Annotated in this window: 11 protein-coding genes; 10 read left to right on the top strand and 1 reads right to left on the bottom strand. The window is 45.7% G+C overall.

Annotated elements, in window-relative coordinates; all coding sequences use genetic code 11:
* The first annotated feature begins 6 nt into the window (after positions 1 to 6).
* The 8 genes from SEDOR53_RS0115125 (at position 7) to SEDOR53_RS0115095 (ending at position 12,401) form a co-directional block, all read left to right on the top strand.
* Entirely contained in the window at positions 7 to 3,348 is a 3,342-nt protein-coding gene (locus tag SEDOR53_RS0115125; RefSeq protein WP_026770475.1) for a SusC/RagA family TonB-linked outer membrane protein, read from the top strand.
* A gap of 26 nt (positions 3,349 to 3,374) precedes the next feature.
* Positions 3,375 to 4,976: a SusD/RagB family nutrient-binding outer membrane lipoprotein gene (locus SEDOR53_RS0115120; RefSeq protein WP_026770474.1), complete on the top strand. Its 1,602-nt coding sequence runs from the start codon at positions 3,375 to 3,377 to the stop codon at positions 4,974 to 4,976.
* 89 nt (positions 4,977 to 5,065) lie between these two features.
* Positions 5,066 to 6,202 (top strand): alpha-L-fucosidase, encoded by a 1,137-nt coding sequence (locus tag SEDOR53_RS18245; RefSeq protein WP_232214785.1) that lies wholly within the window; start codon positions 5,066 to 5,068, stop codon positions 6,200 to 6,202.
* Positions 6,203 to 6,529, top strand: coding sequence for a hypothetical protein (locus SEDOR53_RS19345; RefSeq protein WP_232214784.1), 327 nt, complete (start codon positions 6,203 to 6,205; stop codon positions 6,527 to 6,529).
* A 77-nt stretch (positions 6,530 to 6,606) separates the two neighbouring features.
* A complete protein-coding gene (locus SEDOR53_RS0115110; RefSeq protein WP_026770473.1) occupies positions 6,607 to 9,324 on the top strand; it encodes an alpha-L-rhamnosidase in 2,718 nt (905 codons plus the stop codon).
* Positions 9,325 to 9,352: 28 nt separating this feature from the next.
* Positions 9,353 to 10,234 (top strand): subclass B3 metallo-beta-lactamase, encoded by an 882-nt coding sequence (gene bla / locus SEDOR53_RS0115105; RefSeq protein WP_026770472.1) that lies wholly within the window; start codon positions 9,353 to 9,355, stop codon positions 10,232 to 10,234.
* A 35-nt stretch (positions 10,235 to 10,269) separates the two neighbouring features.
* Positions 10,270 to 11,601 carry a Gfo/Idh/MocA family protein gene (locus SEDOR53_RS0115100; RefSeq protein WP_026770471.1) on the top strand — a complete coding sequence of 444 codons (1,332 nt, stop codon included), beginning with the start codon at positions 10,270 to 10,272 and terminating at the stop codon, positions 11,599 to 11,601.
* A gap of 29 nt (positions 11,602 to 11,630) precedes the next feature.
* The gene (locus tag SEDOR53_RS0115095) at positions 11,631 to 12,401 is read left to right on the top strand and encodes a DUF1080 domain-containing protein (RefSeq protein WP_026770470.1); all 771 of its coding nucleotides are present in this window, start codon (positions 11,631 to 11,633) and stop codon (positions 12,399 to 12,401) included.
* Between the two features lie 7 nt (positions 12,402 to 12,408).
* Here SEDOR53_RS0115095 and SEDOR53_RS0115090 read toward each other — a convergent pair whose 3' ends face one another.
* Positions 12,409 to 13,320 carry a sugar phosphate isomerase/epimerase gene (locus SEDOR53_RS0115090; RefSeq protein ID WP_026770469.1) on the bottom strand — a complete coding sequence of 304 codons (912 nt, stop codon included), beginning with the start codon at positions 13,318 to 13,320 and terminating at the stop codon, positions 12,409 to 12,411.
* An 870-nt stretch (positions 13,321 to 14,190) separates the two neighbouring features.
* Here SEDOR53_RS0115090 and proB point away from each other — a divergent pair.
* Both proB and SEDOR53_RS0115075 read left to right on the top strand, forming a co-directional pair.
* Entirely contained in the window at positions 14,191 to 15,270 is a 1,080-nt protein-coding gene (gene proB, locus SEDOR53_RS0115080) for a glutamate 5-kinase (RefSeq protein ID WP_026770468.1), read from the top strand.
* Between the two features lie 11 nt (positions 15,271 to 15,281).
* Positions 15,282 to 16,529 (top strand): glutamate-5-semialdehyde dehydrogenase, encoded by a 1,248-nt coding sequence (locus SEDOR53_RS0115075; protein WP_026770467.1) that lies wholly within the window; start codon positions 15,282 to 15,284, stop codon positions 16,527 to 16,529.
* The last annotated feature ends 120 nt before the right edge of the window (positions 16,530 to 16,649 follow it).

The raw sequence follows: 16,649 nt of genomic DNA, 5'->3' as shown, positions 1-16,649 counted from the left end.
CAAAACATGAAAACGCGAATGCAAGTGCTGCTCGCTTTACTTTGTTTGCTTCTTTGCAACACGGTATTGCTGGCGCAAGAAAAACGTACAGTTGCCGGTGTGGTAAAAGACCCCGGGGGCGCAGCTTTGGCGAGTGCCACTATACGTGAAGTGGGCACCAGTAACAAGACTACTTCGGATGCCAATGGCGCTTTTTCACTGAAAGTGAAACCAGGCGCTACAATTATTATCAGCTACATTGGGTATGAGGATTTCTCCGTCAAAACCGGCAGCAGCAGCAATTACACAGTAACCTTACAAGAGTCGGTTGGTACTGTACAGGATGTGGTAGTAACCTCTTTGGGTATTCAGAAACAGCAAAGATCACTCGGCTATGCAACTACTACCATTAAGTCGGATGAGTTGACCAAAACGGCTCCCACCAACTTCGCCGCTGCTATTTATGGTAAAGCGCCTGGTGTAAGGATCGCTGCTTCTCCCGGAGGTTCTATGGGTGGGGTAGCTATCCAGATCCGTGGCATCAATTCACTTTTCGGCAGAACGCAACCCCTGATTGTCATGGATGGTGTTCCTATCCATGACGGAGACTTCAACAATGGAAATTATTGGGGCGATCAAAGATTGAGGGGTAATGGACTGGTTGATCTGAACCCGGAAGACATTGAGAATCTTACCATCTTAAAAGGTGCTTCTGCCGCTGCCCTCTATGGTTCTGAAGCAACCAATGGTGTGGTGGTGATCACTACAAAATCCGGAAAAGGTAAAAAAGGTTTTTCTGTTGACTTCAGTACTACTTACTTCCAGGACAGGGTTGCTTATCTCCCCCGTCTTCAAAAAGTACGTGGTGCGGGAAGCCCTGTGCAATACGATGTATACGGCGAAGACGCCAATGGATTTAATAAAAATACTTATACCATCAACGGACAAAGCTACAGGGCCCTGATATCGGGATCATTGAATTTCGGCCCTTTATTCGACGGACAGCCCATTGCTAGTTGGGATGGTGTAGTGAGACCTTATTCTCCTATCAAGAACGGATGGGCTAACTTGTTTCAGCATGCTAATAACAGCGCTACCAATGTGGCGTTCACCTCAACAGGCGATAATGGTTCAACCCGTTTCTCTGTTACACAAGACCATTATGAAGGTGTAAGTTTGAATTCAGCCAACGATAAATATATTTTCAACCTGAACAGCAATTATAAGTTCGGCAAAAATTTCAGGATCAACCTGATCGCGAATGATATTTATTCAAGGGTGAATAACAGGCCGTATCTGACCGACAGGCTCATCAATAATTTTGGTGGTATGATGCCTGCATTTGACGACGGACTTTGGTATCGCAACAGATTTCAAACCAGCTTAGGATACAAATATGTTACTGGTACCAATCCAAGCCTTACCCCCAGTGAAAATCTCACAATACCCAACCGCAGGGGAGATATTCTGGAATATATGTGGAATGTGATGAAAAAACAGACCCGCGAATCCAATAACCGGTTGATTGCAAGCGCTACTGCTTACTATGACATTACCAAGGATTTACAATTGAGGGGTAAAATAGCGACCGATTGGACTTCCAACGTGTCTGAAAACAAGGAATATTCAACGGTGCCTGTTTCTTTGGGCGGATTTTCCGGTTACTACGGTATTGGCAACACCAATTATTCCATTTTCTACGGAGACCTGTTGTTGACTTATACTAAAAAGGTTAATAAGGATCTCGAATTAAAAGCAATGGCTGGATACACTGCCGATAAAGAAACCAGCTATATTACCAGTATAGGTACCAAAGGCGGTCTGACTACTGAAAACCGTTTTGACCTTACTTCTTCCGCACAAACACCTTATTCCAGCAGTGGAACGAAAGCTTATTTAACCAAAGATGCTTTCATAGGAACCGTGAATGCCAATTATAAGGGTTACCTGTTTGTAGAGGGAACCCTGAGAAGAGACCGTACTTCTACCATGAACCCCAACAACAATGCATTTGTTTATCCTTCAGCAAATGCTGCATTGGTGTTGTCAGATATATTTAGATTACCTCAAATTGTGCGTTACGCAAAACTGAGAACATCATGGGGTATCGTGGGTAACTATCCCACACAATACGCCGCTAACGTTGCATACAATCTTTCTAATTTAGGCGACCAGGGTTCAGGTAGCGCTACATTAGCTACCACTACTTCAACCGGTACTTACGGAAATGATAATATACGCCCGGAAAAAAAGCATGAACTGGAGTTCGGTTTGGAAACAAGGTTGTTGAATGACAGGTTGAATTTTGATGTGTCGTATTACAGCGCCAAAGTGATGGACATGATTGTGCCTTTACAAATTGCACAAACAACCGGCGCCAGCAATATCCTGACAAATATCGGTACGTTGCAAAATACAGGGATTGAAGTGAATATCAATGGAACTCCTATCAGAGGCAGGAATTTCGAGTGGGAAGCCGGGGCGAACTTCAGCTTCAATAATAACAAGATCACCAAGCTGACAAACGGTTCTTCAGAATTCACACACAGGGATTTCGATGGAAATGCAGCAGTGCTAAAATCGGTGATAGGCAGGCCCATCGGTGATTTCTATGCACACCCGATTTTGACAGATGGAAAAGGCAATAATATCATTGCTGACCTGGGTAATGGCGAGTTCAATTACCAGATAGATGGTTCTAAACTGGTAAGATATGGTAATACACAGGTGAAATCAATTGGTGGTTTCTATAACAATTTCAAATATAAAAATTTCACACTCAGTGTGTTCACTGATTTCAGAATAGGCGGTGATGTAATGCCTACCGGTCTTTTCTGGATGACAAGCCGTGGTCTCACCGAGCAGAGCCTGCATGCAATGGATGCCGCTCACGGTGGTGTTGCTTATTATAAAGATGCACAGGGAAGGGGAATAGCAACTTCTGCTGCTACCGGTCCTAATGGAGAAAAAGTATACCACGATGGTATGAAGTTGGGTGGTGTATTCCCTGATGGAACACCCAACAATTACGTTACTTCTCAGTTCTACTATTATTGGGATACTTATAACTGGGGTGGTCCTCAATACAGCAACTCACAGTATTTCCAGTATATCGTAACCAATACTTATTGGAAAGTGCGTGAAATCTCGCTTACTTATAATTTGCCACACGCTATTGCATCTAAAATAAAAGCTACCAAACTGCAATTATCTGTATTCGGACGTAACCTGTTCTATTTGTATAGAACCATTAAAGACATGGATGCAGAACAGCTGACTTCGGGATTGAGCTGGGATTCCAACGTGAGCAATGCTGGAAACCAACCTTCTACCCGTTCGTTCGGTGTTACTTTAAGAGCAAGCTTTTAATCCGTCATCCTTAAAAGTAAATTATCATGAAAAAAATATTTTCCATAAGCCTACTGGCGATACTTGGTATCACATCCTGTACCAAGAAACAGTTTGAGGATTCGTACTCCGATCCTTCAAAGCTTTCCTCTACAACGGTCGACAGACAATTTGCCGGCATGTTGTCTTCCAATCTTAATTATGTAATGTATCGTTACTACGCGTATTTTGCCGTTTACCAGAATACAATGATGCCCTGGAGCCAAACGGCTGCCACCCTCAATAGTAATGGCAGGTATATACCAGGTGCAGCTGCTACCAGCGATGTATGGAGCACTTACTATAAGCTGCTGGCACAATACAAGGAAATGTTGCGCTTATATAATGCAGCTAGCAAAACAGACCAGCAAACCAACCGCATGTATTATATCGCGGCTACCACCTACTTCTATGATTTCACCCAGAAAATGGTGGATATATGGGGCGATATTCCCTGGAGCGGTGCTGGTTTGTTAAGCGCCAACGGTGGTAACTACCAGGCTTCTGCAGCCAAGTATGATGATGCCGCTACCATCTATACCAAAATGCTGGACGATTTGAAAGGCTTCGCAGATGAACTGAACACCATCTCAGTAAGTTCGGGTATTGCTGCTGCCATGAAAACGCAGGATTTTGTAAATCATGGCGATGTGGTAAAATGGAAGAAATACTGTAACTCACTTCGCATCAGAATGTTGAGCAGGGTAAATGGCGTAGCCGCATTCCAATCACGGGTGAACAGCGAAATGGCAAGCATCCTGGGCAATGCAACCAATTATCCCATTGTAACTACGAACTCAGATAATATCATGGTAAAAGTAGTGAATAACACTACCGGCATCAATAACGGCACCAATACCGGGTCTTCCTCTGATTTTTACCGTGGATTGATCGGATGGCAGTTTGCAGACAGGGCTGGTAAAGTAATGATCGACACCATGAACAACAATACCGATCCAAGATTGAGGGCCATGTTTGAACCAGGTGACAGCGCGCAGGGTGTATATATGGGTCTGGATCCTTCATTAACAAGCACCGATCAGAATACCATTTTAAATAAAAGCCTCATAGCAACGTATAACCGTTCTACCTTATCACAGAATATCTTTCTTCCAGGCACCCTGATCAATGCGGCAGAAATTGATTTTCTGATAGCAGAATATTACCTGAATGCTAATAATGATGCTAGCGCAAGGACTGCTTATGAAGCGGGAATCACCCAATCTGTGAACTACTATTATTGGTTAAGAACACTGAGTGGCAGTAGTATATCTGGCGCTTTAACGCCCCTGGGATCGAATGAGATTAGTAACTATCTTTCCAGCCCAGGTGTTCTTTGGACAAACGCTACCACTTCACAACAAAAATTAAACAAGATCGCTGTTCAGAAGTGGATTAACTTCAGTGTTTTACAGCCGATGGAATGTTGGTCAGAGTTGAGAAGGCTGAAGCTCCCTGCATTGACTTTTGTACCTGATGCCGGTATTCAAAAATTACCGCCCACCAGGTGGTTGTATCCGACAGATGAACAAACGTACAATGCAGCCAACTATCAGGCTGTTCAGGCAAAAGATAACCTGAGTACCAAGATTTTCTGGGACGTTAGGTAATCGTCGTACATATTTCCTTTCATACTGTAGCAGTGCATGCCCTTACCCCCAGGGCAATGGCTGCTACAGCTTTTTTTAAAACACTTGTTATGCATTCATTACGATCCTTATTGCCAGCAATTGCCAGCCTTTTTGCCGTTCATGCAACGATGGTTACGGCACACGCGCAAGGCAACATACATCCACAATCAACCCAATACGAATGGCCTACAGACAAACTGGTAAAGGAAAAATTGGAGCATTGGCAGGATCAAAAATTTGGTATGATCATCCACTGGGGATTGTACGCAGTGCCCGGTATCATTGAATCCTGGGCTTTGTGCTCGGAAGACTGGATCAACCGTGATAGCACCAGGAGTTATGATGATTTTAAAAAATGGTATTGGGGATTGCAAAAAGATTTTAACCCGGTGCATTTCGATCCGGATGCATGGGCCCGTGCAGGAAAGGAGGCAGGCATGCGTTACCTGGTATTTACTACCAAACACCACGACGGCTTTGCCATGTTCGATACCAAACAATCTGATTTCAGTATTGCGAAAGGTCCATTTGCCGGCAACCCGAAAGCCGATGTAGCGAAATATGTGTTTGATGCATTCCGTAAACAGGGGTTCATGATCGGCGCTTATTTTTCCAAGCCCGACTGGCACTCGGAATACTACTGGTGGCCTAAATATGCCACGCCCAACCGCAACAACAACTACGATATCAAAAAGAACCCCTGGCGCTGGAATCAATTCAAACAATACACTTATAACCAGATCGGGGAGTTGATGCACCATTATGGAAGTATCGACATACTCTGGCTGGATGGCGGCTGGGTGAGGCCGCGGGAAACAGTAAATGAAGAAGTGCTTTCATGGGGGGCTCCCATACCGGACTGGAGCCAGGACATAGATATACCACACATTGCAGCCATGGCAAGGCAAGCACAGCCAGGATTGCTGGTAGTGGATCGTACCGTACACGGCCCTTATGAGAATTACCAAACTCCCGAGCAGCGCATTCCGGCAAAACAACTCGATCATCCCTGGGAAAGTTGCATGACGCTGGCCAATAACTGGGGCTATGTTCCCAATGACCGTTTCAAATCCGCTGCACAGGTGATCCATTCACTCATTGAAGTAGTGGCAAAAGGTGGTAACCTGTTGCTGGGCATCGGTCCCAAACCCGATGGCACATTACCGGCAATGGCCGTAGAACGGTTGACTGAAATTGGGCAATGAATGCGCGTGAATGGTGAAGCCATTTACAATACGCGGATCACGCCCAACTATAATGATGGCGCTGTTTATTTTACCCAAAACAATACCACCAACACCAGGTATGCACTGGTTTGCCTGAAAGAAAATGAATCATTACCAACTGCTGTTACATGGCATGGCAATGCACCTGCAAAAGGGGCTACAATCAAATTGCTGCAAACAGGAGAGAAGGCGGAATGGTCGCAGCAAGGCGATCAAACAACGATCAAAATACCCGCTTCAGTGAAAAAAACGGGTGAAAAATCCCCGGCATTGGTGTTTGCCTTCACGCCTTTGAAAAACCAGTAATAAAAGGCAGGATGCTACATGATAGTCCAGGCATAAAAATAGTTAAATTACTGTCCATTTAACATTTAATGCCTGCCATGAAAAAAGCATTTTCATTCGTTATCATCTTACAAGTATTGTTCTCTCTGTCGCTAACTGCGCAAGTGCGCCTGGAAAACCTGCGTACGGAGAATGCAGATAATCCAATTGGATTGGATATTACACATCCCCGGTTTAGCTGGCAACTTGTTTCAGATCAACGGAACAGCAAACAGACTGCCTATGAAATAAGAATGGGCGACAACCCACATGAAATGGCGAAAAATAAAGGCACTGGAAAAGTAGTTTCAGACCAATCCCTTTATGTGCCTTATCATGGAGAAGCGTTGAAAGCTGGTAAGCGTTATTATTGGCAGGTTCGTGTGTGGGACAACGCGGGCAATGTTTCTGCCTGGAGTGCACCGGCTTTTTTTCAAATAGGTTTGCTGACGCCTTCAGATTGGAAAGCCGCATGGATCGTGCCTGGATTTGAAGAAGACAGCCTGCGCGCTTCGCCGCTTTTCAGGAAAGCATTCAACAGTGCTAAAAAAATAAAATCGGCCACAGCATATATTACAGCGCATGGCTTGTACGAAGCGCAGATCAATGGCAAGCGGGTAGGGGATGCTTACCTCACACCGGGCTGGACCAGCTATAACAAACGCCTGCAATACCAGGCTTATGATGTAACCCATCTCTTACAGGAAGGTGATAATGCCATTGGTGTTACGCTGGGCAATGGTTGGTACAGGAGTTATATTGCCTGGAGTGGCAACCACGATTCTTATGGTAAAGACATTGCGCTGCTTTTTCAGTTGGATATTACGTACACGGATGGCACTACCAAGAGCATTGTATCGGATGAAAGCTGGAAATCTTCTACAGGTGCCATCCGCTATTCGGAAATTTATCATGGCGAAACCATCGACGCCAGGCTGGCAAAAAAAGGCTGGGCAACACCTGGGTATCACGATAATGATTGGAGCGGTGTAAAGCGTGCAGATTTTTCCAAATCGGTGCTGGTAGCAACATACAATGAGCCGGTAAAAAAACACGAAACATTCCAGCCGGTTAAAATATTTAAAACACCCAAGGGCGAGCAGGTGATTGACTTCGGACAAAACCTGGTAGGCTGGGTGGTGCTCAAAGCCAAAGGAAAAGCAGGAACGCGCATCAACATATCCCATGCAGAAGTATTGGATAAAGATGGCAATTTTTATACCGAGAACCTGCGCATCGCCAAAGCACAGGATAACTATATTCTAAATGGCGAAGGCGAAGAAACTTTTGAGCCGCATTTTACCTGGCATGGCTTTCGGTTCATTAAAATAGAAGGCTATCCCGGTGAGTTAAAACCCGAAGACATCACTGCCGTTACCCTGTATTCCGATATGAGACCCACGGGCAGTTTTACTTCTTCCAATGCCATGATCAACCAGTTGCAGCATAATATTGAATGGGGATTGAGGGGTAATTTCCTGGATGTACCTACCGATTGTCCGCAAAGAGATGAACGGTTGGGATGGACCGGTGATGCACAAGTGTTTTCACGTACCGCTACTTTCTTAAGAGATGCACATAATTTCTTTGCCAAGTGGCTGAAGGATGTATCGGCCGATCAATTGCCTGACGGAAGGATTCCGCATGTGATTCCCAATGTGCTGGGCCCCTCTGCAGGCGGCAGTACAGGCTGGGCAGATGTTTCAACGATCGTTCCATGGAACATGTACCTGGCTTATGGTGACAAAAGAATATTGGAAGATCAGTATGCCAGTATGAAGGCCTGGGTTGATTATATGAAGGGCCAAAGCGTTAATGATTTGTGGAACAAAGGCTTTCATTTTGGCGACTGGCTATTCTACAGTCTCGGTGATGACCCCGACGGTAATTCTGCTATTACCAATAAGTACCTTATTGCACAGTGTTTTTATGCGCACTCTACGCAATTACTCATTAATACCGCCAAAGTATTGGGTAAAACAGACGATGCAACAACCTATACGGAACTTTTAAAAAGGATCAAAGATGCATTTGTAAAAGAATATCTTACACCCAACGGTGCTACCATGTCCAACACACAAACATCTTATGTGCTGGCATTGCAATTCGATATGTTGCCGGAGACTTTGCGCCAGCAGGCGGCAGACAGGCTGGTAGAGAATATCAAGCGATACAGGAATCACCTCACCACCGGTTTCCTGGGCACACCTTATCTCTGCCAGGTACTCAGTCGTTTTGGCCATACAGATATAGCTTATACTTTGTTGTTACAGGATACCTATCCTTCCTGGTTGTATCCTGTAAAAATGGGTGCTACCACTATATGGGAACGCTGGGATGGTATTAAAACCAACGGCACATTTCAAACAGCCGGCATGAACTCTTTTAACCACTATGCATACGGTTCTATTGGCGATTGGTTATACCGGGTGATGGTGGGTATGGATACAGAAGAAGACGGAAGTGCGTATAAAAACATCCGCATACAACCGCATATCGGCGGAGGCTTTACCCAGGCAGCTGCCAGTTATCAAACCTTATACGGAAAACTGGCTTCGGGTTGGAAAATACAGAATCATCAATTGATCATGGATGTAGAGATACCGGCAAATACAACAGCTACTATTTATGTTCCTGCCACCGGTGCAGAAAAAGTAATGGAAAGCGGCAAGGCTTTGTCAGCATTGAAAGATATCGAAGTAGTGGGCACAGAAAAAGAACAGGTAATATTGAAAGCAGGTTCCGGTAAATACCAGTTCAGCATGCCTTGGAAATAGATCAGGTGATTATTAAAATAGAAACGACATGGCTTTATATAAAAGATGGTGGTCATTTACGCTGGTTGTTTTTTTTATTGGCTTCAGCTACCGGGTCCATGCCCAAAAACTAATTGTATCTTCTTATCACAATAAAGAATGGTCGCAGGATTACCAGCCGTTTCGTATTGCAGGGAACCTGTACTATGTGGGTACTTATGATCTCGCGGCCTATCTTATTACCACGCCGCAAGGGCATATCCTTATCAATACAGGATTGGATGATTCCTATCCATTGATCCGTGCCCATGTTAAGACGCTCGGCTATCGGTTCAGAGATATTAAAATACTACTGGCTACGCATGCACACTTCGATCATGTAGGCGCAATGGCAGCCATCAAAAAACAAATAGGTGCACAAATGATGATCAATGCAAGAGACGCTGAGGTATTGGCAGATGGCGGTAATTCTGATTATGTATTGGGTGGAAAAGGCAGCACTTTTTTACCGGTAAAAGCAGACCGGCTGCTGTATGACCATGATACCATCAGGCTGGGAGATATGAAAATAGAAATGCTGCATCATCCCGGTCATACTAAAGGTGCTAATAGTTTCCTGTTTGATGTAAAAGACGCGCAGCGAACCTACCGGGTACTGATCGCCAACATGCCTTCGGTACTCGACGAGACCAGGTTGGCCGGCATGCCGGGCTATCCGGAAGTAGGGAAAGATTACGCCTATACGCTTCGTGCAATGAGAGGGTTGCAGTTTGATCTGTGGTTCGCTTCACATGCAAGTCAATTCGGACTGCATCAAAAACATAAACCGGGAGATGGATACAATCCGGCAGCTTTTAACGACCGGGCAGGGTATGACGCAGCGTTGGATGAATTAGAAAAAGCTTACCAGAAGAAGTTGTTACCGGAATAATCATTATTTTGAATCATCATTAAACGGCTTGCCATATGTATTCACGAAAAAAATTTCTGCAACAATCCTCGCTGCTGCTCGGCGCAGGAGCACTGGCATCTGCCTTCGATAACAAAGCTTTTGCCATTTTTAAAAATCGCATTCTTCCCAGTGATCAATTAAATATCGGTGCAATTGGCATTAACGGAATGGGATGGTCTAATACAAGGGCGGCCATGAAAATACCAGGAGTAAACTTGGTGGCCGTTTGCGATGTTGACAGGAATGTTATAGAAAAAAGACTGGGCGAACTAGCCAAAGCCGGTGTTGATACTTCCAGGATCAAGACCTATGCCGACTACCGTAAATTATTGGAGCAAAAAGACATAGATGCCGTGATCATTGGAACACCTGATCATTGGCATGCATTAATCATGGTACATGCCTGCGAAGCAGGGAAGGATGTATATGTAGAAAAACCCGTAGGCAATTCCATTGGGGAATGCAGGACGATGGTAGCGGCGCAACAACGATACAATAAAGTGGTGCAGGCCGGACAATGGCAGCGTAGCCAGCAGCATTTCAGGGATGCAGTGGATTTTGTACAAAGCGGACAATTGGGCAATATACGTACGGTGAAGGTTTGGTGTTACCAGGGATGGATGCGTCCTCAGCCAGTAGTGCCGGACAGTGCTCCACCGGCAGGCGTTGATTATCAACAATGGCTGGGACCCGCGCCTGCAAGGGCTTTCAACGCCAGCCGCTTCCATTTTCATTTTCGATGGTTCTGGGATTATGCGGGCGGACTCATGACCGACTGGGGTGTACATTTACTGGATTATGCCCTGCTGGGCATGAAGGCTGGCGTTCCTAAAACGATCGATGGAATGGGCGGACGGTTTGCTTACCCCGATCTGTATGAAGAAACACCAGACACGCTTACCACGATGTATGAGTTCGATCATTTTAACCTGGTATGGGATTCTGCTATGGGTATTGACAACGGGTCGTATGGAAGAGATCATGGAATTGCGTTTATAGGAAACAATGGAACGCTTGTATTGAGTAGAGGTGGATGGGAAGTGATTGAAGAGAGACAAAGCAAGAATAAAGTCAGCAAACCTTTGGTAAAACCATCCGATAACGGGCTCGACAAGCACTGGGAAAATTTTGTCGGTGTGGTGAAATCCAGAAAGATGGATGAATTGCACTGTTCTATACAGGCCGGGGCGCATGTAGCTACAGTAGCACAAATGGGTAATATATCTTATCGTACCGGAAAAAAATTGTACTGGGATAAGGCCCTTTCGAAATTTACCGATGATGCGGTTAATGCAGCATACTTGATGAAACAATACCATAACGGATACCATTTACCGAAGATTTAATTCTTTATTGAACAATAAAACACAATCAGATGAATAAGAAAATCATTGCAGGCATTGCAGCCATTGCGCTCGCTACTACAGCCTCTTATGCACAACAGGGTGATCCCCGCGCAACCGAATATTACAGCCCTGTACCCAAAGTTGTTACACCGGGAGAAACCTGCGGTAATGCACCTTCAGACGCCATCGTATTATTTGATGGGACCAGTCTCGATGAATGGGAAGCTGTAAAGAATCCTGCTCCAGGCAAAAATTGGAAATTAGTCCATCATATCATGACAGTAGATAAAAGTGTGGGCGATATCCAGACAAAAAAGACATTTACTGATTTTCAGTTGCATATCGAATACCGCATTCCGGCGAATATTACCGGTACAGGCCAGGCCAGGGGTAACAGCGGTGTCTTTCTCGCATCGATACCTTTTGGCGCCGGTGGTTATGAGCTGCAGGTGTTAGACAATTATAACAATAGTACTTATGTGAACGGACAGGCAGGTAGTATATATAAGCAATCGCCGCCACTGGTGAATGCTTGCAGAAAACCCGGAGAATGGCAGAGCTATGATGTAATATGGACTGCACCACGTTTCAATGAAGATGGAACCCTCAAGTCACCCGCGCGTGCTACCGTGTTCCATAATGGGGTGTTGGTACAAAATAATACGGAGTTAAAAGGAGATACACCTTATATAGGCCAACCCAGTTATCACAAACACGGTCCTGCTCCCATTAAGTTGCAGGCGCATGGTGATAAGAGTGAGCCGTTGAGCTACCGGAATATCTGGTTGAGACCGTTGTAAGCGGCCTTTACAGGTACCCCCATTTTTTCATCACGCTGAAGTCTTCGCGGGCGCAGTCAAGCGGCGATTTGCCCTGGTAGGCTTCCTGCTCGATGATGAAATGGGTGGTACCACCGGATTTGCGGCCGAAATCGATCACTTCCTTTACGTTCACAATGCCCTTGCCTAAAACAGTGCTTTCGAATTTCTCGTTGCCGTTTTCGCTTTTGATCTCATCTTTTACATGCATGAGCTCGAATCTGCCCGGATACTTTTTAACAGTTTCCATAGCAGTGGCGCCACCATTGTACAGGTTGCCGGTATCCAGTTGCTGCGCTACCAGTGCCGGGTCGGTATATTGAAGGATGATATCATACACGCGCATGCCACCCAGGTGTTGGCTGAATTCAAAATCGTGGTTGTGGTACCCGAACTTCATCCCCGATTTTTTACACAATTCCCCGCATTGATTAAAAACCTCCATATAATGCTTCAGGTCATCGGCATTTTTTCGGTAGCTCTCATCCAGCCAGGGGCTGATAACGAATTGTTGTCCTGCAGTGGCAGCATCTTCCACGGTATATTTCCATGTATCGGTAAATTCCTTTTTGGTAGCATCCCAATGGTTCTTGTTAAAAACAGTATGACCGCTGAGCATCTTCATGCCTAACCCGTCGAGCCGTTTTTTAAATTCAGCAGCTGTATAGCCGTAGAATTTCCGGTCGATATAATTGGCATGTTCAACATACCTGTAACCCATGGCAGACAATTGTTGCAGGGTCTCGGCCGGGCTTTTCTTCATATCATCCCTTACCGAATAAAGTTGAATACCCAATATCTCCTTTCGTTTGTAGGCAGCAAAAAGTTCATTAGAAAAAAGCAAGGTCCCCCCCAACGCAAGAGAGCTTGTTTTCAGAAAACCTCGTCTTGTCTGATGCATAATTAGATGTTTTATAGCGTTTATTGTTACGATAGGGTAAGGTACCAAAAATTCATTATAACAATTGTGTAACATTATAAAGACAGTTCTTCACAGGTTAGCTTAACAACATATCATAAGCCTAACCTGAGGTGCTTTCCTAATGTGAGTAACATAATCATCCAGCCCGAATATCCAGTGCTCTGCCCCGCGGATCCAGTCATCAGGCCCGAGCATGCAGTGATTAAGCTTGAGCGCCAAGTCATCAGCCCCGTGCATTCAGTCATCAGTCCCGTGGATTCCGTCATCGGCCCCGTGGATTCGGTCATTGGGCCCGTGGGTTCCGTCATCGGCCCCGTGGATTCGGACATTGGCCCCGTGGATTCCGTCATCGGCCCCATGGATTCGGTCGTTGGGCCCGTGGGTTCAGTCATCGGCCCCGTGGATTCGGACATTGGCCCCGTGGATTCAGTCATTGGGCCCGTGGATTCGGACATTGGGCCCGTGGATTCGGACATCGGCCCCGTGGGTTCAATCCACGGGGCCGTTAACTCAACGGTTGGCGCCAGGGATAGCCTGCTAATACTTGTTCCTTCTGTGAGGTGGTAAATACAGCTAATTCCTCATTGTACAATAGGACGGCGCAATGCCATCATGATGCAGCTATCAGTATTGATGAGTAATAATTGCACAATCATCCAGCACTGCTCGCTAGCGTGTAAACGCTCCAACTGCCTTGAGAGCCAGCCCATGGATACCAACGAGCGCGCTGAGGCAAGATGAGCAATGAACTGTAAGCACACAGCAGATTTTAATCGGCTAAGAATGACGGATTCCACAACACTTGGCATTAATCAGTAGTTTTACGCTTCATTTAAAGATTGGTTATTCATGGGTTCTCATTATAAACGCGTGGTTGTCAAGATTGGTTCCAATGTGCTCACACAGCGTGACGGACTGCCCGATATTACAAGAATAAAAAATATTACTTCACAACTGGCCCAGTTAAAGGACAGGGAAGTGGAGGTTATATTGGTCTCTTCCGGTGCAGTAGCTTCAGGAAGGAGCCTGATCAGCGTACCGGAGCGAACCGATGCTATTGCAGCGAGGCAATTGCTGGCAGCAGTAGGACAGGTGCAACTAATCAACACTTATTCCAGTCTTTTCCAGGAACACCGGATGCTTTGCGCGCAGGTATTGGTTACTAAGGAAGATTTTCGTGATCGGAAGCATTACCTGAACATGAAGAATTGTTTCCAGATACTGCTGCAAAATAAAGTGGTGCCCATCGTCAACGAAAACGATGTGGTATCCGTTACCGAATTGATGTTTACAGATAATGATGAGTTGGCAGGATTGGTAGCGGCCATGTTGGATGCAGATGCCCTGATCATCTTATCGAATGTGGATGGCGTGTACAATGGTGATCCCAGGCAGGAAGGCGCGCAGGTGATTGAAGAGATACGTGCCAGGGAGACCCATTTTGCAAGCTTTGTTTCTCCCGGTAAATCGCAGTTCGGGCGCGGAGGAATGGTTACCAAATCGGTGATGGCACAGAAAGTGGCCCGTTTGGGTATACCTGTACACATAGCCAATGGGAAAAAAGACAATGTGCTGCCGGATCTGTTGGATAATAAGCTGACGCATACCCGGTTTGTACCGGATAAAAATGCTTCCGGTACGAAGAAGTGGCTGGCCACCGCTGCCAATGCGGCCACAGGTGTGGTGCAAATCAACGAAGGCGCCAAAGCAGCATTACTCTCCGGCAAGGCAACAAGCCTGCTGCCTGTAGGTGTAACAGCGATATTATCTGATTTCCAAAAAGGAGATATCATACAGGTGGTAGATGAAGCGGCACAATTGGTGGGATTAGGTATCGCACAATATGGCTCAGATAAGGCACAGGAGCGGATAGGAGCGCGTAACCAAAAAGCATTGGTGCATTATGATTATTTTTACCTCTCGGTTTAAACAGATGCAGCATGGATTATAAGGAATATTTTGAACGGGCCCGCAGCGCTACCAGGGCAATGATTCGATTGGCGCCCGCGCAGACAGATGCTGTATTGAAAGAATTGGCTTCTATATTGGTGCAGGAAACAGATGCGGTACTCGCTGCCAATAAGAAGGATCTTAACAGGATGGATGCGGCTGACCCAAAGTACGATCGCCTCTTGCTTACTGCAGCAAGGATACAGGATATTGCGAATGATATTTTGAAGGTTGCCGCATTACCTACTCCTTTAGGAAATGTGATCGATGAAAAAATATTGCCCAATGGATTGGAAGTGTCGCGGGTTCGTGTGCCATTAGGTGTTGTAGGCATCATTTACGAAGCGCGCCCCAATGTAACGATGGATGTATTTGCACTGTGTTTCAAAACAGGCAATGTGTGTATCTTAAAGGGTGGCAGTGACGCTGCTTTTTCCAATATGTTGCTGATAGGTATCATTCACCGGGCGTTGCACAAGCATCGGGTAGATACTGCGGTGGCGCAACTATTACCTGCTGAACGAGAAGCTACTACTGCGTTAATGAATGCTACAGGTTTGGTAGATGTGCTGATTCCCCGTGGCAGCCAGCAATTGATCGATCATGTTCGGCAAAACAGCCGCGTGCCTGTGATAGAAACCGGGGCTGGTATCGTACATACTTATTTTGATGAAACAGGGGATGTAGAAAAAGGAAAGCAGATCATCTGCAATGCCAAAACACGAAGGGTAAGCGTATGTAATGCCCTCGACTGTTTGCTGATAGACAGCAGCCGCTTAGAGGTATTGTCCGAACTGGCGCTGCCACTTGCAGAAAAGCAGGTAGAAATTTATGCCGATACTGCAAGTTATGCAAACCTGGAAGGGCACTATCCTCCTGCATTGCTGCATCATGCACAACAAGAGCACTATGGAACGGAATTCCTGTCACTCCGGATGGCGATCAAAACAGTGCAGGGTATCGACGAGGCCTTGGATCATATCGCCGCACATAGCTCAAAACACAGCGAAGCAATCATTTCAGAAAATACCGAGCACCAACGTTTGTTCCTCAACCAGGTTGATGCCGCTGCCGTTTATGTAAATGCTTCCACCGCTTTTACCGATGGAGCGCAGTTTGGCCTCGGTGCAGAGATCGGCATCAGTACACAGAAACTGCATGCCCGTGGCCCGATGGGGCTGGAAGAACTCACCAGCTATAAATGGATCGTCAAAGGAACCGGGCAGATACGTAACTGAATTAATGACTTTGCTTCTTTTATCGTTCCCGGAATTGCTTTGCCCTACCCAACCGTACCGGATCAACCGGTAATTCATAAAATACATCTCAGTAAAAGTATAAAAGTGCACTAAAACGAT

The organism is Asinibacterium sp. OR53, assembly GCF_000515315.1.
Classification (GTDB): domain Bacteria; phylum Bacteroidota; class Bacteroidia; order Chitinophagales; family Chitinophagaceae; genus Sediminibacterium.
Note: the sequence above shows the minus strand (reverse complement) of the source record. Positions and strands in the feature narration are given on the sequence as shown.